Annotated in this window: 24 protein-coding genes; 8 read left to right on the forward strand and 16 right to left on the reverse strand. The window is 74.1% G+C overall.

What is annotated here, in order from left to right; genetic code table 11:
* Positions 1 to 210: 210 nt before the first annotated feature.
* Complete coding sequence (locus ACIGHB_RS08645) at positions 211 to 915, forward strand: SLATT domain-containing protein (RefSeq protein ID WP_360307311.1); 705 nt, start codon at positions 211 to 213, stop codon at positions 913 to 915.
* Positions 916 to 981: 66 nt separating this feature from the next.
* On the opposite strand, the gene ACIGHB_RS08650 is transcribed toward ACIGHB_RS08645, so the two are convergent.
* The 3 genes from ACIGHB_RS08650 to ACIGHB_RS08660 all read right to left on the reverse strand — a co-directional run bounded on the left by ACIGHB_RS08650 (position 982) and on the right by ACIGHB_RS08660 (position 3,949).
* Complete coding sequence (locus ACIGHB_RS08650; protein ID WP_360306976.1) at positions 982 to 1,632, reverse strand: hypothetical protein; 651 nt, start codon at positions 1,630 to 1,632, stop codon at positions 982 to 984.
* A gap of 96 nt (positions 1,633 to 1,728) precedes the next feature.
* Entirely contained in the window at positions 1,729 to 2,448 is a 720-nt protein-coding gene (locus ACIGHB_RS08655; protein ID WP_360306979.1) for a GntR family transcriptional regulator, read from the reverse strand.
* 136 nt (positions 2,449 to 2,584) lie between these two features.
* The gene (locus ACIGHB_RS08660) at positions 2,585 to 3,949 is read right to left on the reverse strand and encodes an aspartate aminotransferase family protein (RefSeq protein ID WP_360306982.1); all 1,365 of its coding nucleotides are present in this window, start codon (positions 3,947 to 3,949) and stop codon (positions 2,585 to 2,587) included.
* A gap of 165 nt (positions 3,950 to 4,114) precedes the next feature.
* On the opposite strand from ACIGHB_RS08660, the gene ACIGHB_RS08665 reads away from it, so the two are divergent.
* Positions 4,115 to 4,708 (forward strand): DJ-1/PfpI family protein, encoded by a 594-nt coding sequence (locus tag ACIGHB_RS08665; RefSeq protein WP_360306985.1) that lies wholly within the window; start codon positions 4,115 to 4,117, stop codon positions 4,706 to 4,708.
* Positions 4,705 to 5,184, forward strand: coding sequence for a MarR family winged helix-turn-helix transcriptional regulator (locus ACIGHB_RS08670; RefSeq protein WP_399910759.1), 480 nt, complete (start codon positions 4,705 to 4,707; stop codon positions 5,182 to 5,184). The genes ACIGHB_RS08665 and ACIGHB_RS08670 overlap by 4 nt, the downstream gene beginning before the upstream one ends.
* A gap of 130 nt (positions 5,185 to 5,314) precedes the next feature.
* Here ACIGHB_RS08670 and ACIGHB_RS08675 read toward each other — a convergent pair whose 3' ends face one another.
* The 3 genes from ACIGHB_RS08675 to ACIGHB_RS08685 all read right to left on the reverse strand — a co-directional run bounded on the left by ACIGHB_RS08675 (position 5,315) and on the right by ACIGHB_RS08685 (position 8,291).
* Positions 5,315 to 6,196: a glycoside hydrolase family 19 protein gene (locus ACIGHB_RS08675; RefSeq protein ID WP_399910761.1), complete on the reverse strand. Its 882-nt coding sequence runs from the start codon at positions 6,194 to 6,196 to the stop codon at positions 5,315 to 5,317.
* Positions 6,197 to 6,356: 160 nt separating this feature from the next.
* Positions 6,357 to 7,214, reverse strand: coding sequence for an FG-GAP-like repeat-containing protein (locus ACIGHB_RS08680; RefSeq protein ID WP_399910764.1), 858 nt, complete (start codon positions 7,212 to 7,214; stop codon positions 6,357 to 6,359).
* Between the two features lie 135 nt (positions 7,215 to 7,349).
* Positions 7,350 to 8,291, reverse strand: coding sequence for an NADP-dependent oxidoreductase (locus ACIGHB_RS08685; protein WP_360306997.1), 942 nt, complete (start codon positions 8,289 to 8,291; stop codon positions 7,350 to 7,352).
* A gap of 215 nt (positions 8,292 to 8,506) precedes the next feature.
* Between ACIGHB_RS08685 and ACIGHB_RS08690 the strand changes: the two genes are divergently transcribed.
* The gene (locus ACIGHB_RS08690; protein WP_399910768.1) at positions 8,507 to 10,075 is read left to right on the forward strand and encodes a PstS family phosphate ABC transporter substrate-binding protein; all 1,569 of its coding nucleotides are present in this window, start codon (positions 8,507 to 8,509) and stop codon (positions 10,073 to 10,075) included.
* 226 nt (positions 10,076 to 10,301) lie between these two features.
* Entirely contained in the window at positions 10,302 to 12,302 is a 2,001-nt protein-coding gene (locus tag ACIGHB_RS08695; RefSeq protein ID WP_399910771.1) for a serine/threonine-protein kinase, read from the forward strand.
* A gap of 83 nt (positions 12,303 to 12,385) precedes the next feature.
* Here the strand turns inward: ACIGHB_RS08695 and ACIGHB_RS08700 are convergent, their stop codons facing one another.
* A complete protein-coding gene (locus ACIGHB_RS08700; protein WP_360307006.1) occupies positions 12,386 to 13,669 on the reverse strand; it encodes an adenylosuccinate synthase in 1,284 nt (427 codons plus the stop codon).
* Between the two features lie 142 nt (positions 13,670 to 13,811).
* On the opposite strand from ACIGHB_RS08700, the gene ACIGHB_RS08705 reads away from it, so the two are divergent.
* Complete coding sequence (locus ACIGHB_RS08705; protein ID WP_360307009.1) at positions 13,812 to 14,636, forward strand: diacylglycerol kinase; 825 nt, start codon at positions 13,812 to 13,814, stop codon at positions 14,634 to 14,636.
* An 88-nt stretch (positions 14,637 to 14,724) separates the two neighbouring features.
* On the opposite strand, the gene ACIGHB_RS08710 is transcribed toward ACIGHB_RS08705, so the two are convergent.
* Entirely contained in the window at positions 14,725 to 15,243 is a 519-nt protein-coding gene (locus tag ACIGHB_RS08710) for a GbsR/MarR family transcriptional regulator (protein WP_399910774.1), read from the reverse strand.
* An 88-nt stretch (positions 15,244 to 15,331) separates the two neighbouring features.
* Between ACIGHB_RS08710 and ACIGHB_RS08715 the strand changes: the two genes are divergently transcribed.
* Positions 15,332 to 16,240 (forward strand): ATP-binding cassette domain-containing protein, encoded by a 909-nt coding sequence (locus ACIGHB_RS08715; RefSeq protein WP_399911622.1) that lies wholly within the window; start codon positions 15,332 to 15,334, stop codon positions 16,238 to 16,240.
* Entirely contained in the window at positions 16,237 to 17,805 is a 1,569-nt protein-coding gene (locus ACIGHB_RS08720) for an ABC transporter permease (RefSeq protein WP_399910777.1), read from the forward strand. Before ACIGHB_RS08715 ends, ACIGHB_RS08720 begins: the two co-directional genes overlap by 4 nt.
* A 10-nt stretch (positions 17,806 to 17,815) precedes the next feature.
* On the opposite strand, the gene ACIGHB_RS08725 is transcribed toward ACIGHB_RS08720, so the two are convergent.
* The 8 genes from ACIGHB_RS08725 to ACIGHB_RS08760 form a co-directional block, all read right to left on the reverse strand.
* Positions 17,816 to 19,021, reverse strand: a complete 1,206-nt coding sequence (locus ACIGHB_RS08725; protein ID WP_399910780.1) for a cytochrome P450 — start codon at positions 19,019 to 19,021, stop codon at positions 17,816 to 17,818.
* A 27-nt stretch (positions 19,022 to 19,048) separates the two neighbouring features.
* Entirely contained in the window at positions 19,049 to 19,711 is a 663-nt protein-coding gene (locus ACIGHB_RS08730) for a response regulator transcription factor (protein WP_360307021.1), read from the reverse strand.
* Positions 19,708 to 21,051 carry a sensor histidine kinase gene (locus ACIGHB_RS08735; protein ID WP_399910783.1) on the reverse strand — a complete coding sequence of 448 codons (1,344 nt, stop codon included), beginning with the start codon at positions 21,049 to 21,051 and terminating at the stop codon, positions 19,708 to 19,710. The genes ACIGHB_RS08730 and ACIGHB_RS08735 overlap by 4 nt, the downstream gene beginning before the upstream one ends.
* Before the next feature lie 84 nt (positions 21,052 to 21,135).
* Positions 21,136 to 22,008, reverse strand: a complete 873-nt coding sequence (locus ACIGHB_RS08740; RefSeq protein WP_399910786.1) for an alpha/beta hydrolase family protein — start codon at positions 22,006 to 22,008, stop codon at positions 21,136 to 21,138.
* 141 nt (positions 22,009 to 22,149) lie between these two features.
* A complete protein-coding gene (gene kynU, locus ACIGHB_RS08745) occupies positions 22,150 to 23,394 on the reverse strand; it encodes a kynureninase (RefSeq protein WP_399910789.1) in 1,245 nt (414 codons plus the stop codon).
* Positions 23,387 to 24,253, reverse strand: coding sequence for a tryptophan 2,3-dioxygenase family protein (locus ACIGHB_RS08750; protein WP_360307030.1), 867 nt, complete (start codon positions 24,251 to 24,253; stop codon positions 23,387 to 23,389). The genes kynU and ACIGHB_RS08750 overlap by 8 nt, the downstream gene beginning before the upstream one ends.
* Before the next feature lie 137 nt (positions 24,254 to 24,390).
* Positions 24,391 to 25,197 carry a DUF3152 domain-containing protein gene (locus tag ACIGHB_RS08755; RefSeq protein WP_399910792.1) on the reverse strand — a complete coding sequence of 269 codons (807 nt, stop codon included), beginning with the start codon at positions 25,195 to 25,197 and terminating at the stop codon, positions 24,391 to 24,393.
* 178 nt (positions 25,198 to 25,375) lie between these two features.
* Positions 25,376 to 25,789, reverse strand: a complete 414-nt coding sequence (locus ACIGHB_RS08760) for a DUF3151 domain-containing protein (protein WP_360307036.1) — start codon at positions 25,787 to 25,789, stop codon at positions 25,376 to 25,378.
* Positions 25,790 to 25,803 lie beyond the last annotated feature (14 nt).

A 25,803-nucleotide genomic window follows, 5' to 3' on the forward strand; every position in this document is an offset into this window, starting at 1 on the left:
GCCGTGACAACTCTTTCGAGTGAGAAACTGCGGGCTCCTCTACCTGATCAACACCCTCTTGCGGGCGGAAATCCCGGGATTCCGGGCCCACCGCCCACCATTCGGCGGTAGGAAGGGCAGGCACCACGTGCACCGCACGTCACAGAAGGACACGAGCGCCACGAACGCTGGGCTGAGCAGAGGAGTCCCCCGGTGAGCCACCAGCCGGAGATGCAGCCGCCGGGGCAGCCCGGGGGAGACGTCCACAGAGATCTGACGGGGAAGCCCTTCCCCCTGGGCGACTGGGGCGAGCCCGCGGAGCGCCTCGACGAGCTCTACCGGTGGGTGGAGGCAGGCGCGCTGCGCACCGCCGAGTGGTATCTCTCCGACCGGGTCTGGAAGCGCCGCTGCGCCCGGGTGCTGCGGGTCGGGACCGCGCTCGGCGTGATCGCCGGGGCCGCGCTGCCGCTGCTCGACCTGACCGGGGCCGCCGAGGGCACGGCGGGCTGGGGCTACCTGTCGCTGCTGCTCGGCGCCGCCTGTCTGGCCTGCGACCGGTACTTCGGGCTGACGTCCGGCTGGATAAGGGACGTGGCGACCGCCCAGGCCGTGCAGCGGCGGCTCCAGGCGCTCCAGTTCGACTGGGCCTCGGAGAGCGTGCGGGAGGTCCTCGGGCCGACGGAGGGCACCGCCAGCGAGGCCGCCGACCGCTGTCTGGGGGTGCTGCGGCGCTTCTCGGAGGACATCACGGAGCTGGTACGGGCGGAGACCGCGGACTGGATGGTCGAGTTCCGCTCGGGCCCCGCGCCGCTGGCGCTCCAGTCGGTCGGGGTCGTACCGGCCCGGCCGGAGGCGGCGCACCCGTCCGGCCGCTTTCCGCTGCCGCCGGGCACCCGGCCGAACATGCCGCGCCAGCGGCCCCCGGAGGCCCGCTGAGGGCCCCCGGGGTCCCGGGCGTGCGCGCGGGGCTCGGCCGAGAGCCCCGGGCGGTGCGCGCGGGGCTCAGCTGAGCATGATCATCGAGCCCTGGGCGAGGCTGCGGGTGGCCGCCGCGTGCAGCCCCAGCCAGACGTGCCGCTCCCGGGCGAAGGGCCCGTCGTCGTACGGGAGGGGGGCGGCGGGCTCCTCCAGCTCGGTGGGGCGCGCGGGCGGTGCGGGGGCGGCCGGCGGGTTCGCCGGGTCGATGCCGAGGGCGGGGGCGACGAACTCCAGCTCCCTCAGCAGCCCGTAGGAGGAGCCGAGCGGGCCGCCGCCCGCGAGCAGCTCGTCGCTGGAGAGCGGGACGGGGAAGTCGACCGGCACGTACGCGCCCGCGTGGTCGTAGTGCCAGACCAGGTGGGACTGCTGGGCGGTCGCCTCGAACATCTCCAGGAGCTGCTCGTAGTCCCCGCCGAGCTCGCCCACCGGCTCGACGGGCAGCCCGCAGATCGCCAGCAGGTAGGCGCGGCGCAGGAAGTGCAGGGCCTCGTAGTCGAAGCCGGCGACCGGGGCGACGTCGCCGGAGAGGCCGGGCATGTACGCGTACACCGGCACGGTCGGCAGGCCGGAGGCGCTGAGTACGGCGTCGTAGGCGGCGAGGTCTTCGGCGAAGGGGTTGTCGGGGCTGTGGCACAGCACGTCGACGAGGGGGACCAGCCACAGGTCACAGGCCAAGGGAGGCTCGCTCTCCGTCAGTTCCGGGGAGGGCCAGGGTAGTCGGCGGGGCCGACGACGCCCACCCGTGGGAGCCCTGCCCCGGGAAGCGGGCCCTCAACCGGACCGGCGCAGGCGGGTCTCCAGGCGGTCGGCCCATTCCAGCGCGTGCGCGTTGTAGGCGCGGACGACGCCGACGGCGGCCTCGGCGTCGCCGCGGGTGACGGCGTCGATCAGCTCGACGTGGCCGGACCAGAGCCAGCCGTGGAGTTCCCGCTCGGCCCGCAGGTAGGGGACGGAGAAGGCCCAAGCCTGGACGCGGAGGCGGTGCAGGAACCCGGCGATGTGCTCGTTGCGGGCGACGAGCCGGCCCAGCTCGTGCCAGTAGCGGATGTCGTAGCCGATGAGGACGTCCAGATCGCCGGCGCGGGCGGCGCGGACGGCGGCCTCGCCCCGCCGGCGGATCGACACCAGGACCACCCCGACGTCGGGGTCCGGCCGCAGGAGCGCGGTGTGCCCGTGCGGGGCGTGGCGGCGGAAGATGCCGTCGGCGACGAGCAACCGGGCCTCGACCATCTCCCGGTAGTCGTCCACCGAGAACCGGTGGACGCGGAAGCCCCGGTGCTGGTCGGAGTCGAGCAGGCCCTCGGCGCAGAGTTCGACGAGGGCCTCGCGGACCGGGGTGGCGGAGACGCCGTACTGCTCGGCGATCTGCTTGACGGTGAACTCCTGGCCGGGCTGGAGACGCCCCGCGAGGACCTCGTCACGGAGAGCGTCCGCGATCTGCCGGCTGAGGGTGCTGCGGGTGACGGCGCTGTTCGCGGACGTGCCGGGCATGCGGATGGGGCCCCCTCCATGAGGTTCCGGAAGACTCTAGTCCAGACCAGGTCCCGGGGAGGAGGCCCCCGTCACACGGGGCGGCGCCGGCCGGACGGCCGGCGGCGGCGCGCCCCGTGCGCGAATGCCCGCGGCGTCAGACCGTGTGCTCGTCGGCGACCGTGAGGGCCGCGTCGAGGGCGGCCAGGCCCTCCTTGACCTCGTCCTCGGAGACGTTGCAGGCGGGGACGGCGTGGGTGCGGTTCATGTTGATGAACGGCCACAGGCCGTGCTTCTTCGCCGCGGCGCCGAAGGCGGCCATCGGGGCGTTGGCCTCGCCGGCCGCGTTGTACGGGACGAGCGGCTCGCGCGTCTCCTTGTTCTTGACCAGGTCGAGCGCCCAGAAGACGCCCATGCCGCGGACCTCGCCGACGGACGGGTGGCGCTCGGCGAGCTCGCGCAGGCCGGGGCCGAGGACGGTCTCGCCGATGCGGGCGGCGTGCTCGACGACCTTCTCGTCCTCCATCACCTCGATGGTGGCGACGGCGGCGGCGCAGGCCAGCGGGTGGCCGGAGTAGGTGAGGCCGCCCGGGTAGGGGCGGGTCTCGAAGGTGGCGGCGATCTTCTCGCTGATCGCCACGCCGCCGAGGGGCACGTAGCCGGAGTTGACGCCCTTGGCGAAGGTCATCAGGTCGGGGACGACGCCGAAGTGCTCGGCGGCGAACCACGTGCCGGTGCGGCCGAAGCCGGCCATGACCTCGTCGAGGACGAAGACGATGCCGTACTTGTCGCAGATCTCGCGGACGCCGGTGAGGTAGCCGGGCGGCGGGGTCATGATGCCGGCGGTGCCGGGGACGGTCTCCAGGATGATCGCGGCGATCGTCGCCGGACCCTCGAAGGCGATGGTGTCCTCCAGGTGCGCGAGGGCGCGCTCGCACTCCTGCTGCTCGGTCTCGGCGTAGAACGGCGAGCGGTAGAGGAACGGCGCCCAGAAGCGCACGACGCCGGCGGAGCCCGTGTCGGAGGCCCAGCGGCGGGGGTCGCCGGTGAGGTTGATCGCGGTGGAGGTGGCGCCGTGGTACGAGCGGAAGGCGGAGAGCACCTTGTGGCGGCCGGTGTGCAGCCGGGCCATCCGGACGGCGTTCTCGACGGCCTCGGCGCCGCCGTTGGTGAAGAAGATCTTGTTCAGGTCGCCGGGGGTGCGCTCGGCGATCAGGCGTGCGGCCTCGGAGCGGACGTCGACGGCGAAGGCGGGCGCGAAGGTGGTGAGCTTCGCGGCCTGCTCCTGGATGGCGGCGACCACCCGGGGGTGCTGGTAGCCGATGTTCGTGTAGACGAGGCCGCTGGTGAAGTCGAGGTAGCGGTTGCCGTCGTAGTCCCAGAAGTACGAACCCTCCGCGCCGGCCACGGCGAGCGGGTCGATCAGGCCCTGGGCGGACCAGGAGTGGAAGACGTGCGCGCGGTCCGCTGCCTTGACGGCGGCGCCGGCCTGGGGATCGGGTTCGATGACATGAGGGGTCATGCACCGAAGGGTAAGGAACCGCAGGTGGGACGGCCATCACCATCTTGTCCACCGAGAACGCGCCGGACACGACACTGTGCTCTGCCGGGCGGGCGGCTGCGGATTTCGTCGTCGGTCCGGCGATGACTTATTGACAGCATGCTGTCGTCATGACAGTCTCTTGTCATGACCTCCAGGACCGTTCACCTCGCCGTGTACGACACGCTCGCCGACTGGGAGACGGGGCACGCCACCGCGTGGCTCGCCCGGGCCGGCTTCACCGTGCGGACCGTCGGCATCGACGCCGGGAAGCCCGTCACCACGATCGCCGGGATCCGGATCGTGCCCGACCTCGCGCTGGACGAACTGCGCCCCGAGGACAGCGCGCTGCTGATCCTCCCCGGCGCCGAGAAGTACGACGAGGGCGACGAACTCGCCCCCTTCACCGCCGCCGCCCGCGCCTTCCTGGACGCCGGGGTGCCGGTCGCCGCCATCTGCGGCGCGACCGCCGGACTGGCCCGCGAGGGCCTGCTCGACGACCGGGCGCACACCAGCGCCGCCTCCTTCTACCTCGCCGCGACCGGGTACGCGGGCGGCGAGCGGTACGTCGAGGCCGACGCGGTCACCGACGGCGACCTGGTCACCGCCGGGCCGACCGAGCCCGTCGCCTTCGCCCGCGAGATCTTCGCCCGCCTCGGCGCCTGGGAGGGCAAGCGGGACGCCTGGTACCGGCTCTTCCACCACTCCGACCCGGCCGCCTTCGCCGAGCTGAACGGATGAGCCGGACCCAGCAGGACGCGCTGAGCCGGACCGCGCTGGGCGTCTTCCGGCTCAACGGCCAGCTCCTCGCCGTCTCGGAGAAGCTGGCCGAGCCGGCCGGGCTGACCGCCGCCTGGTGGCAGGTGCTCGGCGCGGTGCTCCCGGAGCCGCTGCCGGTGGCGGGGATCGCCCGGGTCATGGGCATCACCCGGCAGAGCGTCCAGCGGATCGCCGACCTCCTGGTCCGCGACGGCCTGGCCGCCTACGCCCCGAACCCGGCGCACCGCCGCGCCAAACTGCTCGCCCCGACGGAGGCCGGCCGCGCGGCGATCGCCCGTATCGACCCCGGTCACGCGGAGCTGGCCGCCCGGCTGACCGCCGCCCTCGGGGGCCAGGACGCCTTCGAGGAGACGGTCCGGGTGCTCGACCGGCTGTCGGCGGCGCTGGAGGCGGTCGAGGCGGTCGGGGCGGTCGGGGCGGAGGAGCGGGTGGACTGACGGGCACGCGCGCGCACGCCCCGGCCGGGAGGGCCGGGGCGTGCGGAGGAGGGTGGTGCGGGGTGGTGCCGGGTCGTGCGGGGTGATGCCGGGCCGTGCGGGGTGGTGCCGGGTCGTGCGGGGCGGGCGGCTAGCAGGACAGGTTCGCGCCTGCGGGGACGCCGAGGATCTGGGTGAACTGCTGGTACTTGGTGACGCGGCTCTGGACCTGGGCCGGGTTGCGGCCGTTGCACTCCAGGGAGCCGTTGATGGCCCAGATCGTCTGGCCGAAGCCGGCGCCGTTGACCATCGCGTTGTGGGCGGTCATCGTGCCGGGGCCGTTCTGGGTGTTCCAGTACCAGAGGCCGGTCATCATGGCGACGTCCGGCTCGCGCTCGACCCGCCAGGGGTTGTTCAGGAGGTCGATGCCGAGGGCGTCACCGGCGGCCTTGTAGTTGAAGTTCCAGGAGAGCTGGATCGGGCCGCGGCCGTAGTAGGCGGCCTGGCCGGCGGGGCAGCCGTAGGGCTGGTTGCGGTCGCAGTAGTGGGGGTAGTTGGCGGTGTTCTGCTCGACGATGTGGACCAGGCCGCCGGTCTCGTGGGCGACGTTGGCGAGGAAGGCCGCGGCCTCCTGCTTCTTCACGGTGTCGCTGCCGGTGCCCGCGAAGGCCGGGTACTTCTTGGTGGCGGCGACCAGACCGGCGTACGTGTAGAAGGGGTTCCGGTTCGGGAACATCTGGTTGAACTGGGCCTCGGTGACGACGAATCCGGACGGATCCGGGTTGCCGCCGCCGCCGGTGCCGCAGGCGCCCTCGTCGCGCCAGACGTCGCTGGAGCCGGGACGCTCGTTCTGCGTCCACCACTTCGCGTACCAGTTGCGGCCGTTGTGCGAGGCGGTCATGCCGCCCGTGTACACCTGGCCCGAGTTCCAGGCGGCGACACAGGCGGGCGCCGCGCCCGCGGTGGCGGGGAGCAGGACCGCGAGGCCGAGTGCCGTACAGAGGGCGGCGATCAGGGCGAGGAGTCGTCGCATGCGCTGTCGTCCTTCCGGTGGGGGGAAGGCCAGCGAAGCGGGACTGGTCTGTACCTGTCAAGGTCTAGACCAAGACTCGGGACAGACGGCGGCCCGGCACGGAGAGGCCCCGCACCCGAAATGCCGGGTACGGGGCCGCCTCGCGCGAAGTGCCGTGGATCTAGAGGAGGTTGAATTCCCTCATGCCCGACCCCGCGAACGGCACCGGGGCCGCAAACGGCTTCGCCGCGTCGCCCGTGCCCGGGTACCGGAGCAGCTCGCCCGTCGTCTTCCGGGCCAGCAGGTCCACCTTGCCGTCCTTGTCGTCGTCGCCGAGCGACAGCAGCCGGTCGTACGCGTTCCACCCGCCGCCGACCTTCGTACGGCCCGCGAACGGCGCCTTGTAGTCGCCCGTGCCCTTGTAGAGCCACAGGACGCCGGTCTTGTCGCGGGCGACGATGTCCGCCCGGCCGTCGCCGGTCAGGTCGCCCTGGCCGGCCAGCTGGTCGTACGCGTTCCACCCGCCGCCGACCCGCGTCCGGGTGGTGAGGCGGCCGTCCGGGTAGGCCAGGTAGCTCCACAGCACGCCGGCCGTGTCACGGCCGATCAGGTCGGCCTCCTTGGCGCCGCCGAGGGTGCCGGGCGACAGGACCTCGGCGTAGATGTTCCAGCCCTTGCCGACGGTCTTCGTCGACTGCCAGGTGCCGCCGACGACACCACCGAAGTCCAGACGGCCGTTCTTGTAGAGGGTCCACGTGGCCTCGCCGTGACCGTTGTTGTTGTTGTCGACCGTGATGATGTCGGCGACGTCCGAATGGTCGTCCATGAGAGGCACGTCGGTGATGAGGTAGGGCCCGTCGTGGTGCCACTCCCACAGCTCGTGGGTCTGCTGGTGGACCCCGTACAGGTTGAAGGTGGGCGGCACCACGGGACCTGCGGCCGGAGCGGCGACGGCGGAGGCGGCGCCGGTGACCGTCGCCGCCGCGACGGCCGTGGCGACGAGCGCCGTCCTCAGCCCGGGACTGCGTCGTTCGAACATGATCGGGTTCCCCCCTGCGATGTTTCGGTGTCACCCTTCCGACCGGCGAAAGCCCCCCAGGGTTGTCCGAAACCGAGCGCTTTTTTTCCTTTCTTCCCGACCGTCAGATCGTCGGCACGTTCTTCTTCCCGACCGTCAGATCATCAGCACGATCCGGCCGGGCCGGTGCCCCGCCTCCGCGCGCCGGTGCGCCTCCGCCGCCTGCTCCAGCGGAATCACGTCGGCCACCCGGGTCGCGAGACCGCCCGCGCCGACCAGCTCCAGAAGCTCCTTCAGCAGCGCCGCGTCCGGACGGCCCTCCACCACGTCGACCCGGACGTCCCGCTCGGCCACCGGCACCCGCTCGGCGGAGGCGGAGACGAAGACCCCGCCGTCCTTGAGCGCCGGCAGCAGCGGATCGGCGATCAGGGCCGCGTCGAAGACGCCGTCCACCCGCTCCGGCGCGAAGCCCAGCACCCCGGTGATCACGTCCTCCGGCGACCCGCGCCCCACCACGCCGTGAGCCCCGAGGAGCCGCAGCTCGTGCTGGTCGTCCGCGTCCCCGAGGGCGATCACCCGGTGGCCCGCCCGCGCCGCCAGCTGCACCGCGAACCGGCCCACGACCCCGCTCGCCCCGGTGACCAGCAGCGTCGAGCCCTCCGGCAGCCCCATCAGGTCCAGCGCCTGCGCGGCGGTCACCGCCGAGAGCGGGAGCGAGGCCGCCGCCGTGAAGTCCACCTCGTCCGGGACCGGCGCCAGCCACGCCGGCTCCGCCAGGATCGTCTCCGCGTACGTCCCCACACCGACGCCCTCCGCCACCCAGGGCACGAAACCGGCCACCCGGGCGCCCTCGGGCAGGCCCGGCGCCGGGTCCACCAGGGTCCCGGCGAAGTCGTAGCCGAGCACGAAGGGCGGCGCCAGCGCGCCGAGCGCGGCGGCGAAACGGCCGGAACGGATCTTGAGGTCCGCCTGGTTCACCGCGGCGGCCTTCAGCCGCACCCGGACCCGCCCCGGGGCGTCCGCGGGGTCCGGCTCGGGACGGCGGGCCGATCTGAGGACCTCGGGTCCGCCGTAGGCGGTCACTTCGACGACACGCATGGGGTTCCTCCTCCGGAAGGGCCCCCTCACGGCCATTACATCCACGCTCCCGTGACCCGGGCAACCCCTGCCGGGCCACCCGGACGACCCCCCGCGCCCGGCCCCGCGCCCGGCCCCTCCGCCCTCCCCCGCCCCGGCCGAACGAACGGCGAACTCCAGGTGGCGGGCGGCTACACCACCCCCGCATTCGCACACCTGTCCGTACCGTCTCGGCCATGGAGTGGATAACCGCCGAGAACGTGGTCGCCGTGGCGACCGCCCTGGCCGGCGTCCTCGTCTCGGTCGTCGCCATCTGGCTCGACCGCCTCAGACCCCAGCGCAAACGCCTGGGCTACCGCGTCCAGCTCAACACCCCCCTCCACAAGGAGGACGCCGACCAGGACGGCGGGGTGACGACCGTCCGCGCCGGCGAGGTGCTGGGCAACGCCGCCGCCGGAGCCACCGTCGTCCTGCTCCGCATCGAGAACGACGGCGACCTCGACATCACCCACGGCGACTACGGCACCACCCCCACCGAGCCCGCCCTCCGCCTCACCTTCGGCAAGGGCGAGACCGCCGTGCCCGTCGGCGGCGTCGTCGCCACCGTCCCCCAGGGCTGGGAGTCCATCCGGGACGACCTCAAGCGCGCCCCCGAGCTGGGCCTCGCCGGCAACGCCGTCCTCGTCCCCCGGGTCGCCCTCGGCACCGGCCAGTACTTCAAGCTGCTCGTCCAGCTCGCCGGCCCCGTCACCGACGCGAAGATCGAGGTGGACGGGCACATCGTCGGCGGCTCCATCCGCCGCAACCACTCCACCACCCCCGACGACCAGGCCGGCCGCTTCAGCCCCGCCGCCCGCACCGTCACCGTCGTCCTCACCGCCTGCGTGGTCGCGCTCGCCGCGCTCGTCGTCCGCGAGCAGAACCCGCCCCCGATCGGCTGCGCCCGCGGCAGCCTCACCGTCACCGGCTCCACCGCCTTCGCCCCCATCGTCCGGGAGGTCGCGAAGGCGTACGAGAAGGACTGCGCGGGCGCCACCGTCACCGTCGACGCCGACGGCTCCACCTCCGGCGTCCGCGACCTCGCCGAGGCGGGCGCCCGCGGGGGCGCCGAGGACTCCCCCGCCGTCCTCGCCCTCTCCGACGGACACGGCCCGGCCGGCTACCCGCGGCTGCGCGAGCACATGGTGGCCGTCTCCCTCTTCACCGTCGTCGCCCACGACGCCGTGCCCGTCGAGAGCCTCACCCTGGAGCAGATCCGCGCCCTCTACCGCGGCGACGTCACCCGCTGGAACCAGCTGGAGGGCCCCGGACTGCCCGCGCACCTCCCCGACCTGCCCGTCCTCCTCGTCAGCCGGGACGCCAACTCCGGCACCCGGGAGGTCTTCCAGCGCCGCGTCCTCGGCCGCAACGAGCCCGCGCACTCCTCCCGCGACTGCGCCACCGTCGACGACCCGGAGGCCGAGGTCGTCCGCTGCGAACTCGACTCCACCGCCCAGGTCCTGGCCACCGTCGCCCGGCTCCCCGGCGCGATCGGCTACGCCGAACTCGGCGCCGTCGCCGCGGCGAAGGGCCTGCACCCCGTCGACCTCGACGGCCGCGCGCCCGTCCTGGAGGAGCTCGGCGCGTCCCCGTACCCGTACCGGGAGATCGAGTACGCCTACACCTGGGGCGATCCGCCCGCCGACTCCCTCACCGCGAGCTTCCTCGCCTACCTCGCGCGCGGGCGCGGCCAGGACGTCGTGCGCGCCCGCGGCCATCTGCCCTGCGCGACCCCGAAGGGGCTGCGGATCTGCGGCGAGGGCTGACGGGAGGACCACCCCCGGAACGGGACCCCGACCCGGCACCGGAGCGGGACCCCGACCTGAGCCGGGCCGATACCCGGAGCGGGACCCCGACCTGAGCCGGGCCTGACCCGGAGCGCACCCCGACCTGACACCGGACCGCGACTGGGAGCGGGACCCCGACCTGACACCGGACCGTGACCCGGAGCGTGCCCCGGGCGCTCCGCCCGGTCTGGCATCCTCTTGCCACGTGGAGCCATTGAACGCGGAAGACCCGGTCGCCATCGGCCCGTTCCGACTCGTCGGCCGGCTCGGGGTCGGCGGCATGGGCCGGGTGTTCCTCGCGCGTTCGGCCGGCGGACGGACCGTCGCCGTGAAGGTGGTGCACGCCGAGCTGGCCGCCCAGGACGAGTTCCGGCGCCGCTTCGCCCGCGAGGTCGAGGCGCTGGAACGGGTCGGCGGCACCGGCACCGCGCCCGTCCTCGGCTCCGACACCACCGCCGCCGCCCCGTGGGTGGCCATCGGGTACGTGCCCGGGCCCTCGCTGCGGACCGTCGTCGGCGACGAGTACGGGCCGCTGCCGCCCGCCACCGTCCGCGCCCTCGGCGCCGGGCTCGGCGAGGCCCTCGACCACATCCACCGGGCCGGTCTCGTCCACCGCGACCTCAAGCCCTCCAACGTGCTGCTCACCGTCGACGGCCCCCGGATCATCGACTTCGGCATCGCCCGGGCCGTGGACACCGTCACCGACGGCGGCCTCACCAGCACCGGCGCCGTCGTCGGCTCCCCCGGCTTCATGTCGCCCGAGCAGGTGCGCGGCGAGAAGCTCGGGCCGGCGTCCGACGTCTTCTGCCTGGGGTCCGTCCTCGCCTACGCGGCGACCGGCCGCTCCCCCTTCGGCACCTCCGACAGCGGGGTGCACGCGCTGATGTTCCGGATCGCCCACGACGAGCCGGACCTGACGGATGTGGCGCCCGCGCTGACCGGCCTGATCCGGGCCTGCCTCGCCAAGGACCCGGCGGCCCGCCCGACGGCGGCCGAGATCGCCGGGACGCTGCCGGTCGCCGACCCGTGGCTGCCCGCCGGCGTCCTGGCCCGCCTCGGCCGGCACGCGGCCCGCCTGCTGGAGGCGGAACACGCGGCGGAACACGCGACGGAGCACGCGGCGGAGCAGGCCGCCGGTCACGCGGCGCACGGCGCGACGGCGGCGGGCACGACGTCAGGCACGTCAGCGGGTACGGGCGCCTCCGGCGGGACGGCGGCGGCCCCCGAGCGTACGGCGGGCGGCGCCGCGCCCGGCGATCCGACGCCCGGCCCCTCCGGCGCCCCCTCCGCCGCACCGGACCGGCCCCGCTCCCGGCGCCGGGTCCTGACCGCCGCGCTCACGGCCGCCGCCGTCGCCGCCGCCGCGGGCATCGGCTACGCCCTCTGGCCGCTCGGCGGCCCGGACGGCACTCCCGGCGGCGACGGCAAGGGCACCACCACCGGCTCTGCCCCGTCCTCGTCCTCCGGCGCCTCCGGGCCCGTGCCGGCCGCCTTCCTCGGCGCGTGGGAGGGCGTCCTCCGGGGCACCCAGGAGCACCCGCGCGAGACGGTCAGGATCGAACTGGCGCAGGGCGCGCCCGGCACGAAGACCGCCGTCTACACGCACGTCGGCGACAACCGGCTGTGCATGGGCCGCTCGCGGCTCGTCTCCGCCGACGAGGACAAGGTCGTCCTCGGCGAGTCCGACGTCACCACCAGCGTGCCCGCCCGGCGCTGCATGGCCGCCGCGCACCAGACGCTCACCCTGCGCTCCCCCGAGGTCCTCGAATGGAGCTCGGGCACCGCGAAGGCCACCTTCCGCAAGGCCCGCACGGGCCCGGAGATCCTGCCCGCGGAGTACCTGGGCCGGTGGAAGATGAAGCCGCTGGTCGAGGGCCCGGAGGCGGACCGCTACACCGACGAGGTGACGGTCACCCAGGGCGCGGTCGGCGCGGCCGTCCTGCGCGTGCTGAGCGTCTACCCGCGCACGGACGCGGAGGGCAACCAGCTCGCCGACGCGGTCAACTGCACCTGGACGGCGATCCTGGCGAGCACCACGCCGCCGTACGTCCTCGGCCCCATGGACCTGGAACCCGGCGCCGACCGGGAGTGCGTCCGCGACGACCCCGGCAGCTACCTGACGCTGACGACGTACAAGGGCAAGGAGATCCTCCAGGTCTACCCGATGTACGACACAGAGCCGGGCGAGTACCACCGCGCGGACTGACACGGCCCGGCCGACGCGGACCGGCGCGGACGCGCGGAGGGCCCGCACCCCTTTCCCGGGGTGCGGGCCCTCCGGCGTACCGCCTACAGGAAGGAGTTGATCTCGATGGTCTCGGTGCGGCCGGGGCCGACGCCGATGGCGGAGATCGGGGCGCCGGACATCTCCTCCAGCGCCTTCACGTAGTTCTGCGCGTTCTTCGGGAGGTCCGCGAAGGTCTTGGCCTTCGTGATGTCCTCCGACCAGCCGGGCAGGGTCTCGTAGATCGGCTTCGCGTGGTGGAAGTCGCTCTGGGAGTAGGGGAGCTCCTCGACGCGCTTGCCGTCGATCTCGTACGCGACGCAGACCGGGATCTCCTCCCAGCCGGTCAGCACGTCCAGCTTGGTGAGGAAGAAGTCCGTCAGGCCGTTGACGCGGGTCGCGTAGCGGGCGATGACCGCGTCGAACCAGCCGCAGCGGCGGTCACGGCCGGTGGTGACGCCGCGCTCGCCGCCGATGCGGCGCAGCGCCTCGCCGTCCTCGTCGAACAGCTCGGTCGGGAACGGGCCGGCGCCGACGCGGGTGGTGTACGCCTTGAGGATGCCGATGACCCGGTTGATCTTCGTCGGGCCGACGCCCGCGCCGGTGCAGGCACCGCCGGCGGTCGGGTTCGAGGAGGTGACGAAGGGGTACGTGCCGTGGTCCACGTCCAGGAGGGTGCCCTGGCCGCCCTCGAAGAGGACGACCTTGCCCTCGTCGATGGCGTTGTTGAGGATCAGGGTGGTGTCGGCGACGTACGGCTTGATCTGGTCGGCGTACTGGAGCATCTCCTCGACGATCCGGCCGGACTCGATCGCGCGGCGGTTGAAGACCTTGGCGAGGAGCTGGTTCTTCTGCTCCAGGGCCGCCTCGACTTTCTGCTCCAGGATCGACTCGTCGTACAGGTCCTGGACCCGGATGCCGACGCGGTTGATCTTGTCGGCGTAGGTGGGGCCGATGCCGCGCCCGGTGGTGCCGATCTTGCGCTTGCCGAGGAACCGTTCCGTCACCTTGTCGAGGGTGACGTTGTACGGGGTGATCAGGTGGGCGTTGCCGCTGATCAGCAGCTTCGACGTGTCGACGCCGCGGTCGTTCAGCCCGCTCAGCTCGGAGAGCAGGACCGCAGGGTCGACGACGACGCCGTTGCCGATGACCGGGGTGCACCCCGGCGAGAGGATTCCGGAGGGGAGGAGGTGGAGCGCATACTTCTGGTCGCCGACGACGACCGTGTGGCCGGCGTTGTTGCCGCCCTGGTAACGCACCACATAGTCGACGGAGCCACCGAGGAGGTCGGTGGCCTTTCCCTTGCCCTCGTCACCCCACTGAGCACCGAGCAGCACAAGTGCGGGCACAGGCGTACACCCCTTCCGGAGGGGGCATTCCAAGGTCAGGGGGCCTACGCCGCCTCACCGGTGTGCCCCGGAATAGACGAAGCCCCTGGCGCAATAGCGCAAGGGGCTCTTGCACAAAGAGACTACCCGAGGAAGGACCGAGGTGTCGGATCACGACCAGCTGCTGGTCATCGTCGACCCGGTCGCCCGCCGAAGTGACGGCGAGTCCGTACGGATCGCGAAGGATGTCCTGTCCGCGGGCGCGGAAGCGAAGATCTGCCTGCCGGACTCCCCCGAGGAATTCTCCCGGGCCCTGTCCCGGCGCGGCTCGCGCCGTCCCGTCGTGCTCGGGGACGACCGGGCGCTGCTGCGCGCGGTGGCCCTGCTGCACCGGGACCGGGCGCCGCTCGCCCTGGTCCCGATCGGCCCGCCGGACGCGCTGGAGGTCGCGTACGGCTTCGGCGTGCCGCGCTCGGCGGTGGCGGCGGCCCGGGCGGTGCTGGACGGGGCGGTGCGGAGCCTGGACCTGCTGGTGGACGACAGCGACGGGGTGGTGCTCGGCGATCTGCGGGTGCCGGCCGTGCCCGTCCCCGCCGCCGGGACCGCCCCGTCCGTCTGGGGCACCTGCCGCTCCCTGGTCCGCACTCTGGTCCGTCCGGCGCCGCCGGTGCCCTCGGTGCTGGTGCACCGGCTGCGGGTGGAGGCGGACGGGGTGCTGCTCGCGGACGTGGACGCGCCGGTGACGGCGGTGACGGCCCGCCCGGCGGACGGCGGCGGCGGTACGGCGGAGGTCACCGTCCTCCCGGCCGCCGCGGCCGGGCTGCCGCGCCGCGCCGCCGCCGGGGTCCTGACCGTCTCGGGCCCCGACTTCCGCTACCGCGCGGACGGCCGGGTCGCCGGCCCGGTGCGCCGCCGCACCTGGACGGTCCGGGCGGACGGCTGGGGCCTGACGCTGCCGCGCGAACCGGCCCCCGCGCCGCCGCTCTGACCCGCACCGCCGCCCTGACCCGCTCCACCGCTCCGGCCCGCCCGGCCCCGCCGCGCCGCCCGGCCCGCCGCGCCGGCCCGGCGGGGCTTCAGGACGCGGAGGGCTCCTGGGCCGGTCGTGCCGCCTTCCGCTCCCGCCAGCGGTCGAGCAGCAGCACCATCTCCTCCTGGAGGAAGGCGAAGAAGTCGGCGGTCTCGGCGATGCGGGCGCCGGCCGCCGTGTCCGGGCCGACGGTGCCGGAGCCGTCGCGCAGGACCTTCTCCCAGCGGAGGAGGACCTGGTCGCGGCGGGCGAAGGTCTCGTACCAGATCTCGTTGTGGAGCACGTACCGCTCGCGCCGGGTGCCCGGTTCGCGCTCGCGGGCGACCATGCCGACCTGGGTGAGGTAGCGGATCGCGCCGGAGACGGCGGCGGGGCTGATCCTGAGCTGTTCGGCGAGGTCGGCCGAGCTGAGCGAGGCGGTCTCGGAGGCGAGCAGCGCGGCGAAGACGCGGGAGGCCATCCGCTGCATGCCGGCCTCGGTCATCTCGGCGGCGAAGCGTTCCACGAAGCGGGAGACCGCGTCCTCGTGGCCGGTGTCGCCGGCGGTGTCCTCGGTGGTGGTCATGGCTCCGACTCTATACCGTCTCTTTTTACGTTTCCTTAACTTCACAAATTTGTGAAATGAGCGTACGTTCCGAAGCATGACGAACGGCATGACGAACGCGCTCAGCGTCGCCGGACTCCACAAGTCCTTCGGCCGCACGCACGCCCTCGACGGACTCGACCTCACCGTCGCCGCCGGCGAGGTCCACGGCTTCCTCGGCCCCAACGGCGCCGGCAAGTCCACCACCATCCGCGTCCTCCTCGGGCTGCTGCGCGCCGACTCCGGCACCGTCCGGCTGCTCGGCGGCGACCCCTGGGCCGACGCCGTCGCCCTCCACCGGCGGCTCGCGTACGTCCCCGGCGACGTCACCCTCTGGCGCAACCTCTCCGGCGGCGAGGTGATCGACCTGTACGGGCGGCTGCGCGGCACCCGCCTCGACCCGGCCCGCCGCGCCGCCCTGATCGAGCGCTTCGAGCTCGACCCCACCAAGAAGGGCCGCACCTACTCCAAGGGCAACCGGCAGAAGGTCGCCCTCGTCGCCGCCTTCGCCTCCGACGCCGAACTCCTCGTCCTCGACGAACCCACCAGCGGCCTCGACCCCCTCATGGAGGAGGTCTTCCAGGAGTGCGTCCGCGAGGCCCGCGACCGGGGCCGGACCGTCCTGCTGTCCAGCCACATCCTCAGCGAGGTCGAGACCCTCTGCGACCGGGTCAGCATCGTCCGCAAGGGCCGCACCGTGGAGTCCGGGTCGCTCGCCCAGCTGCGCCACCTGACCCGCACCAGCGTCACCGCCGAACTCGCCGCCGCCCCGGCGGGCCTGGACCGGCTCGCCGGCGTCCACGACCTGCGCGTCGAGGGCCGCACCGTGCGGCTCCAGGTGGACACCGACAAGCTCGACCCGGTCCTCGCCGCCCTCCTCGCCTCCGGCGTCCGCTCGCTCACCAGCACCCCGCCCACCCTGGAGGAGCTCTTTCTCCGCCACTACGCCCAGGAAGCGGACACCGAGGTGGCCTCATGACCGCGCTCGCCGGCACCGGCACCCTCACCCGGCTCGCGCTCCGCCGCGATCGGCTGGCCGTCCCCCTCTGGGCCCTGGTCACCGGCGGCCTCGTCGCCTCCGGCCCCGGCTCCCTCGAAGGGCTCTACGGCACGGCCCAGGCGCGCGCCGAACTCGCCGCGTCCATGACCGCCAACAGCTCCCTGCGCTCCCTCTACGGGCCGGTCTTCTCCGACTCCCTCGGCGGGCTCGTCGCCTGGCGCTTCGGCACCTTCGCCGCCGTCCTCGCGGCCGTCGCCGGCATCATGACCGTGATCCGGCACACCCGCGAGGAGGAGGAGACGGGCCGTCAGGAACTGCTCTCCGCCGGAGCGGTGGGCCGCCGCGCGCCCCTCACCTCCGCGCTCCTGGCCGCCCTCGCGGTCAACACCGCCACCGCCCTCCTGATCGTCGCCGGGCTCGCGGGCCAGGGCCTCGCCGGAGCGGTCGCGCTCGCCCTCGCCGTCGGCGGCACCGGCATGGTCTTCGCGACCGTCGCCGCGCTCGCCGCGCAGCTCACCGAGAGCGCCCGGCTCGCCCGGGGGATCGCCGGCGGCGTCCTCGGCCTCGCGTTCGCGCTGCGCGCGGCGGGCGACTCCGGCGACGCCTCCGGGGGCTCCGCCCTCACCTGGCTCTCGCCCGTCGGCTGGGCCTCGAACGTCCGCGCCTACGGCGGCGAACGCTGGTGGGTGCTGCTGCTGATCGCCGCCGCCGTGCTGGTCCAGACGGTCCTCGCGTACGGGCTCGCCGCCCGCCGCGACGTCGGCGCGTCCTTCCTCGCCACCCGCCCCGGCCCCGCCTCCGGCCGGCTCTCCGGCGCCGGCGCGCTCGCCCTGCGGCTCCAGCGCGGCGCGCTGATCGGCTGGGGGCTCGGCTTCCTCCTCGGCGGGGCCGTCTTCGGCTCCATGGCCGAGGGGGCGGCGGAGCTGGTCGGCGACAACGAGAAGGCCCGCGAGATCTTCGAGCGGATGGGCGGCCAGACGGCGCTCGCCGACGCGTTCCTCGCCACCATGGTCTCCCTCTTCGGGATGCTCGCCGCGCTGTACGCGGTGGGCGCGGTGCTCCGCGCCCACGGCGAGGAGACCTCGGGCCGCGCCGAACCCCTCCTCGCCGCCTCCCTCGGACGGCTGCGGTGGGCCGCCGGCCATCTGGCGCCGGCCTTCGCGGGCTCCGCCGGGATCCTGCTCGCGAGCGGCCTCGGCCTCGCCCTCGGGCACGGCCGCGACGGCTGGGCCGTCGTCGGCGCCTCGCTCGCCCAGCTCCCCGCCGTCTGGACCCTCGCCGGGGTGGCGGTCCTGCTGTGGGGCGCCGTCCCGGGGGCGGCCGCCGCCGGCTGGGGCGCGGCGGGGCTGTGCCTGGCGCTCGGCTGGGTCGGCCCGGCCCTCGACCTCCCCCGGGCGGTGCTCGACCTCTCCCCGTACGCCCATCTGGCGAAGCTCCCGGGCCAGGACATGGCCTGGGGCCCTGCGCTCGCCCTCACCGCCCTGGCGGCCGCCCTCACCGGCGCGGGGCTCGCGGCGCTGCGCCGCCGCGACCTCCGGGTCTGACGCGGGCGGCTCAGACCTCCACGAGCAGGGACTCGAAGCCCCGGATCACGTAACCGGGCGTCCGGACGGGCTCCGCCACGAGCCGCAGACCGGGCGCCCGGCGCAGCAACTCACCGAACACCGCCGCGAGTTCGAGGCGGGCCAGCGGGGCGCCCAGGCAGTAGTGGACGCCGGCGCCGAAGGTGACGTGGGGGTTGTCCGCGCGGGTGAGGTCGAGGGTGTCGGCGGTCGGGCCGAACCGGGCCGGGTCGCGGTTGGCGGAGCCGAAGAGGAGCGCGACCTCCGCGCCCCGGGGGATGACCGTCCCGCCGAGCTCGATGTCGTCGAGGACCCACCGCTCGAACATCTGGAGCGGTGTGTCGTAACGGAGAAGTTCGTCCACAGCTGTGGACAAGTTCTCCGGCGCGAGCGCGGGGGACTGCCACGCCCCGTGGCGCAGCAGCGTCCACACCCCGCCCACCGTGGTGTTCACGGTCGCCTCGTGCCCCGCGTTCAGGAGCAGGACGCAGGTGGAGATCATCTCCTGCTCGGTCAGCTCCTCGACCCCGATGAGCGCCGAGATCAGGTCCTCGCCGGGGTCCGCCCGGCGGCGCGCGATCAGCTCCCGCAGATAGCCGGAGAAGGCGAGCGAGGCATCGACCGCCCGCCGGGCCGTCTCCTCCGACGGGTTCAGCTCGAACATCCCGCAGATCGCCGCCGACCAGGGCCGCAGCATCGCCCGCTCCTCGTCCTCCTCCGGCACGCCCAGCATCGCGGCGATCACCGCGACCGGCAGGGGTTCGGCGACCGCCGCCTGGAGGTCGCCGCCGCCCGCCGCGACCAGCTCGCCGACCAGTCGCGCGGCCAGCTCGCGTACCGTCGGCGCCAGCCGCTCCACCGTCCTCGGCGTGAACGCCTTCGACACCAGCCGCCGGATGCGGCCGTGGTCGGCGCCCTCCAGGTCGAGCAGCCCGTGGTCGTTGAGGGTGTGGAAGGGCTCGTGCCGAGGGTCGGGCGCCTCGCGCCCGAACTCCTCGTGGGTGAAGCGGTGGGTGTACGTGCGCCCCAGGCGCCGGTCCCGCAGGAGCGCCGACACGTCCTCGTGGTGCGGGACCAGCCACTGCCGGGTGGGGCCGTACCAGTGGGCCCGGCCGGCGGCGCGCAGCTCCGCGTACGCCGGATACGGGTCGGCGACGAACGCCGGGGACCAGGGGTCGAAGACGGCGGCGGTGTCCATGCCCGGACGCTACCGCCCGGGCCCGGGTCAGCGCCCGACCTGCACCAGCCGCGCCTCGTACGCGAAGACCGCCGCCTGCGTCCGGTCGCGCAGCCCCAGCTTCACCAGGATCCGGCTGACGTGGGTCTTGATCGTCGACTCGGCGACGACGAGGTGGCCGGCGATCTCCTGGTTGGACAGGCCCTGGGCGATCAGCACCAGGACCTCCGTCTCGCGCTCGGTCAGTTCACCGATCTGGGCGACGGCGGGCGCCTTCGGCGCCGTGTCGGCGGACCGCGCGAACTCGGTGATCAGCCGCTTCGTCACGGTCGGCGCGAGCAGCGCCTCCCCCGCCGCGACGACCCGGACGCCCTCCGCGAGCTGCCGGGCCGAGGCGTCCTTGAGGAGGAAGCCGGAGGCGCCGGCGCGCAGCGCCTGGTACACGTACTCGTCGAGGTCGAAGGTGGTCAGGACGAGCACCTTGGCGTCCGCGTCGGCGGCGACGATCTCGCGGGTGGCGTCGATGCCGTTGAGCTCGGGCATCCGGATGTCCATGAGGACGACGTCCGGGCGGAGCGCGGCGACCTGGGCGATCGCCTCCCGGCCGTTGACGGCCTCGCCGACGACCTCGATGTCCGGCATCGCGCCGAGCAGCACGGAGAAGCCCTCGCGGACCATGATCTGGTCGTCGACGATCAGCACCTTGATCACTGGTCGGCCCCTTCCCGCTCGATCTCTTCGCGCGCCACGGGGACGAAGACCGCGACCTCGTAGCCGCCGTCCTCCGTCGGCCCGTCGGTCATCTCCCCGCCGAGCATCGTGACACGCTCCCGCATGCCGGTGATGCCGTGGCCGGCGCCGGGAGAGGGCTTCACGAGCCCGCGCGCCGGGCCGTTGGCGATCCGCAGTCCGAGGCCGCCGAGCACATGGCTGACCTCCACCTTCGCGTCTGCCCCTGGCGCGTGCCGGAGCACGTTCGACAGGGCCTCCTGGACGATCCGGTACGCGGACAGCTCCACGCCCTGCGGCAGCTCGCGGACCGCGCCGGTCACCGCCATGGACACGTCGAGCCCGGCCTCCCGGACGTTGGCGACCAGACCGTGCAGGTCGGCGAGGGTCGGCTGCGGGGCGTCGGGGGCCTCGTAGTCCTCGGCGCGGACGACACCGAGGATGCGGCGCAGCTCGGTGAGGGCGGCGACGGCGTTCTCCCGGATGGTCCGGAACGCCTGCTCCAGCTCCGGCGGCGGGTTCTCCACCCGGTAGGGCGCGGCCTCGGCCTGGATGGCGACCACCGACATGTGGTGCGCGACGACGTCGTGCAGCTCCCGCGCGATGGTGGTCCGCTCCTCCAGGAGGGTCCGCTTGGAGCGCTCGACGGCGGTGACGGTCTGCTGGGCGGTGACCTCGCGGGCCGCCTGGCGGCGAATCTGGACGACGGCGATGACCAGCAGGAAGAACGCGGAGAAGAACACCATCTCGACGCCGTTGAAGCCGTACCAGGAGCCCACGCTCAGGAAGAAGGAGGTGAGGGTGGCGTACGCCGCGGTGATCACCCATATCCACGCGGCGGTCCTGGGGCCGGTCCGCAGGGCGACGATCACCAGGATGGAGAGGTGTGCGCCGAAGGAGCTGGGCGTCCAGGGCCAGCCGTCGTACCCGCTGAGGTAGGCGATGAAGGGCGTGGAGACTATCGAGAGCCAGAAGGCCGTGGCCGGGCGGCTCAGGGTGAGGAGTACGGCGGCCGTCGGCACCAGGCAGGTGACGAGGGCGACCGGTCCGAGGGAGTCGGTGATGCGGTCGATGCCGAGGACGAAGGTCACCAGGGCGACGAAACAGATCGCCGCGTGCGGCAGCAGCCCGGCGTGCGGGCGCAGCCGCCCGGGCAGGAAGCGCAGGACGGGGCTGTCCGGGGCGAGCCGGGGCAGCGGGCGGTAGGAGAGGGCGTCGCCGGTGAGGTCCGCGCGCAGACCTCCGAGCGCGTCCAGCGTCATGCGGAGCTCGGGGCTGCGGCTGCCCGTGTCGGGGGTCTGTGTCGGGTTCACGCCGACCACGGTACGGAAACCCGGGGGCGGCCCGCGTCCGGCTGGGTGCGGATCCCGGGCCGTCCCCCTTGAGTACTACGTTCCGTGGCCCGCCTAGTACGCGAGCTGGGCGATCTCTTCCGCGACGACCGCGCAGGCGTCGGCCGCGGGGTCGATCAGCGGGAAGTGGCCGACGTCCTCCAGGAGCGTCAGGCCCACCGTCTCGCCAGCCTTCGCCGCCGCCTCGACGAAGGCGTCGGCGACCTCGGCGGGGACGGTGAGGTCCGCGCGGCCCTGGACGAGGGCGGTGGCGATGCCGGTGGGCAGCAGCCGGGCCGGGTCGGTGGCGGCGGCCCGCTCGCCGTACGCCTCCTCGCCGCCGAGCAGCTGGGTCACCGCGCCGCCGCACACGTCCAGCTCGCGGGCCCGCTCGAAGTGCCCGATCGGGGCGAGGGCGACGACCCCGCGCAGGGCGGGCGGGGCGGGCAGCCGCCAGGGGGAGCCGGCCGGCAGGACGTGCCGGGCGGCGGCCCACAGGGCGAGCTGACCGCCGGCCGAGTGGCCGGTGAGGACGGTGCGGCGGGGGTCGGCCCGCGGCAGGTGGAGGGCGGCGAGTTCCGGCAGCGCGTCGAGGGCGGCGGCCACGTCGTCGAAGGTCTCCGGCCAGCGGCCGGCGACCGGTGCCGTACCGCCCTGGTGGGGCAGGCCGGGGCCGCGCCGGTACTCGACGCTGGCGACGGCGAAGCCGCGGCGGGCCAGGAAGTCCGCGAAGGGGCTGATGTGGAGCCGGTCGTAGGGGGCCCGCCAGGCGCCGCCGTGCAGGACGACGACGAGCGGGACGCGCCCGTCGCCGCCGTCCCGGGGGGCGTGGAAGTCGACGATCTGGTCGGGGTGTTCGCCGTACACGGCGGTGGCGTCGGGAGGGACGGCCGGGTGCGAGAAGGCCGATGCCTCTTCGGCGGCGTCGCGCGCGGCGGGGTCCGGCATGGGGGGTTCCACCCTCTCGGTGACGGGGCCGAATCGGCCTGACCTGCGGGGACCGTATCAGGGTCACGGCCCCCGCGGATCAGCTGAAGATCAGACCTGACGACCGGTCACCGGCCGTCCACCGTCGGTGAGTCGGCGGACCTAGAGCCGGCCGGGTGTCCCGGCGAGCACGTCCGCGAGGATCCCGGCCGCGCGCTCGGCGTCGGCGAAGCCGACGTAGAGCGGGGTGAATCCGAACCGCAGGATGTCCGGGCGGCGCAGGTCGCCGACGACCCCGCGCTTGACCAGCTCGGGCATGACGGCGGGCGCGTCCGCGCAGCGCAGCGCGACCTGGCTGCCGCGTTCGCCGTGCGCCTCCGGGGTGACCGGGGTGACCCGGCCCTCGGGGACGTACGCCCGCACGCACTCCAGGAAGAAGTCCGTGAGGGCGAGGGACTTGGCGCGGACGGCGTCGATCGCGACCCCGTCCCACACGTCGAGCGCCGCCTCCAGGGCCAGCATGGACAGGATGTCCGGGGTGCCGACGCGGCCCCGGACGGCGCCTTCGGCGGCCCGGTAGCCGGGGGTCATGGCGAAGGGGTCGGCGTGCGAGGTCCAGCCGGGCAGCGGCGAGTCGAAGCGGCCCTGGTGGCGCTCGGCGACGTACAGGTACGCGGGCGAACCGGGGCCGCCGTTGAGGTACTTGTACGTGCAGCCGAGGGCCAGGTCCACGCCGTGCGCGTCGAGGCCGACGGGCAGGGCGCCGGCGCTGTGGCACAGGTCCCAGACGGCCAGCGCGCCCGCCGCGTGGAGGGCGGCGGTGGTGCCGGGCAGGTCGTGGAGGCGGCCGGACCGGTAGTCGACGTGATTGACGAGCGCGAGGGCGGTGCGCGGCCCGGCCGCGGCGGGGATGTCGGCCGGGTCGAGGGGCACGATCCGGTGACCGGTCATCCGCGCGGCGGACTCGGCGATGTACCCGTCCGTGGGAAAGGTCGTCCCGTCCACCAGGATCTCGTCGCGTCCCTCCTCCGCGAGGCGGGCCGCCGCGACGACGGCCTTGAAGACGTTCACGCTGGTCGAGTCGCCGACGACGATCTGCCCGGGGGCGGCGCCGACGAGCGGGGCGATCCGGTCGCCGATCCGCTCCGGGGCGGTCCACCAGCCCGACTCGTCCCAGGACCGGATCCGCAGCTCGCCCCACTCGCGGCCGATGACGTCGGCCAGCCGGGCGGGGACGTGGGCGGGGAGCGCGCCGAGCGAGTTGCCGTCGAGGTAGACGGTGGCGTCGTCGAGCGCGAACTTGGCGCGGTGGCCGGCGAGCGGGTCGGCGGCGTCGAGGCGCTGGGCCTCCGCGCGGAGGCCGGACGCGGCGTCGAGGCGCTGGGCCTCCTGCTGAAGGTCAGACATGGCTGCGGGCCGTCCAGAGCTCCGGGAACACGTTCTTCTGGGCGCGCTTCTCCAGCCAGGCCACGCCCGCGGAGCCGCCGGTGCCGGTCTTGGAGCCCATCGCGCGGCGGGTCGCCACCAGGTGGTCGTTGCGCCAGCGCCACACCAGTTCGGCGACGTCGCTGAGCGCCTCGCCGAGCCGGACCAGCTCGCGGTGGGCCTCGGCCTCGGGCTCCGCGTAGAGCGCCGCCCACACGGCCTCGACCTGCGCCGAGGGCTCGTACCGCTGCGTGAGATCGCGGGCGAGGACGGACGGCGGGACGGGCAGGCCGCGCCGGGCGAGGAGCGCGAGCACCTCGTCGTACAGGCTCGGCTCGTGCAGTGCCTTCTCCAGCTCGGCGTGGACGCGGGGGGCGCCCCGGTGCGGGACGAGCATGGACGCCGACTTCTCGCCGAGCAGGAACTCCATGCGGCGGTACATCGCCGACTGGAAGCCGGAGCCCTCGCCGAGCGCGCCCCGGTAGGAGTTGAACTGGGCGGGGGTGAGCTGGGAGAGCGGCCGCCAGGAGTGGTTGAGCGCCTCCAGCTCGCGGACCGAGCGCTTCAGCGCGTCGATCGCGACCGGCATGCGGTCCTCGCGCAGGGCGCGGCTCGCGGTCTCCCACTCGTGGACGATGACGGTGAACCACAGCTCCATGACCTGGGTGGTGACCAGGAAGACCATCTCGCCGGGGTCGTCCGAGCGGAGGTGCTGGAGGTGGGTGAGGACGTCCGCCTGGACGTAGTCCTCGTACGGCGTGGTGCCCGCGAAGTCGAGGTTCGGCGCGTCGGTGACCGCGTCGGCTCCGGAGGCATCGGGAGAACCCTGGTAGGTCGACATTTCTGTCTCCTCGATACGAACTACCGGGTAGCGGTCCGCTCCACCGCGTGCGCCCCTCCGCTGCGTACGGAAGGCGGCGCCACGGGAGCCCCGGTCCCCTCAGGAGGCGTGCTCCGTCGCGCGCCGTCCCAGACGCATCATGACACGATCGGACCGGTGATGTAGACCCCGTCTTCGTCGTACGGAAATGCGTTCGAACGGCAGCCGTTGAGGCCCTTGATCTGCTGCATCATCGCGGGCGCGAGCTTGCCGGGGCCGCCGCAGTCCATGTGCTGCCGGATGCCGATCTCGTGCCCGACCTCGTGGTTGATGATCAGGTGGCGGTACTCCTCCGGGGGCCCCGCGAAGGTCGGCGAGCCGAGCATCCAGCGCTTGAGGTTCACCACGACGCCGTCGGTGGTCTCGCAGTTCAGCTCGCCGTGGGTGTCGAGCCCCTGCCGGGCGCAGAGCTCGTCGGCGGTGTCGGGGGTGGCGATCCGGATCACGAAGTCGGCGTCCGAGCGGACCAGCTGGAAGCGGCCCCGGCCGTGCGCGGCCCAGCCGCGCGGATGGGCGAGGATCGCCTCGATCTCCTCGGCCGTCCCCCGGGCCGACAGCTCGACGCCGTCCTCGATCTGCACCCGGTAGCGGCGGAGCGGGCCGCTCGTGCCGGTGACCCTTCCGGAGGCGGAGGCGGTGGTGAAGGTGCCGGGGCCGGACTGCGGCACCGTCGCGGCCTTCTTCTTCGTCGCGGTCGGGCGCGGCTTGGGCTTGGGCTTCGGTTTCGGCTTCGGCTTGACGGTGGGCTTCGGGCCCGGAGTGGCCTTGCGGGACGGGGTCGGGGCGGCCGTCGCCGGCTCGGGCGCCGCCGGCGCCCCGGCGACCGGTGCGGAGGCGGTGTCCCCGCCGTCCCTCTCGCCGCCGAAGTGCGCGAGCGCCACGCCCGCGCCGAGCGACACGCCCATCAGGACCAGGGTCGAGAGGACGAGCCGGCCGCGGCGCGTGACACGCGTCCCCGCGCGGCGGCGGCTCCTCCCGGTATGTCGCTTCTGTCGGCGCTGATGAGACGCCCCCCGTGTGCCCATGACAGTTCCCCCCTGTTCAGGCCGGTCCGGGGATCGTACCGGCCGGGGGGTCCCCCACTCAGCCGAGCGTGTCGGCGGCGGTCTCCGAGGAGTCCCGCAGGAAGGTCGTGCAGCGCTCGTACTCGGCCTGCTCGCCGATCTCCCCCGCGGCCCGCGCCAGCGCGTGCAGGGCCCGCAGGAAGCCGCGGTTCGGCTCGTGCTCCCACGGCACCGGGCCGTGGCCCTTCCACCCGTTGCGGCGCAGCGCGTCGAGCGCGCGGTGGTAGCCGGTACGGGCGTAGGCGTACGACTCCACCACGCGGCCGGCCTCGAAGGCGTCGTCCGCGAGCTGCGCCCACGCGAGCGAGGAGGTCGGGTACTTCGCGGCGACGTCCGCGGGGGCGGTGCCCTGCGCGAGGAGCTCGCGCGGCTCGGGCTCGTCGGGCAGCAGCGTGGGCGCGGGCCCACCCAGCAAGTTCTCATGAGTGACCATCCCCCCAGTCTGCC

The sequence above is a fragment of the Streptomyces sp. NPDC085460 genome, from assembly GCF_044541975.1.
GTDB lineage: Bacteria > Actinomycetota > Actinomycetes > Streptomycetales > Streptomycetaceae > Streptomyces.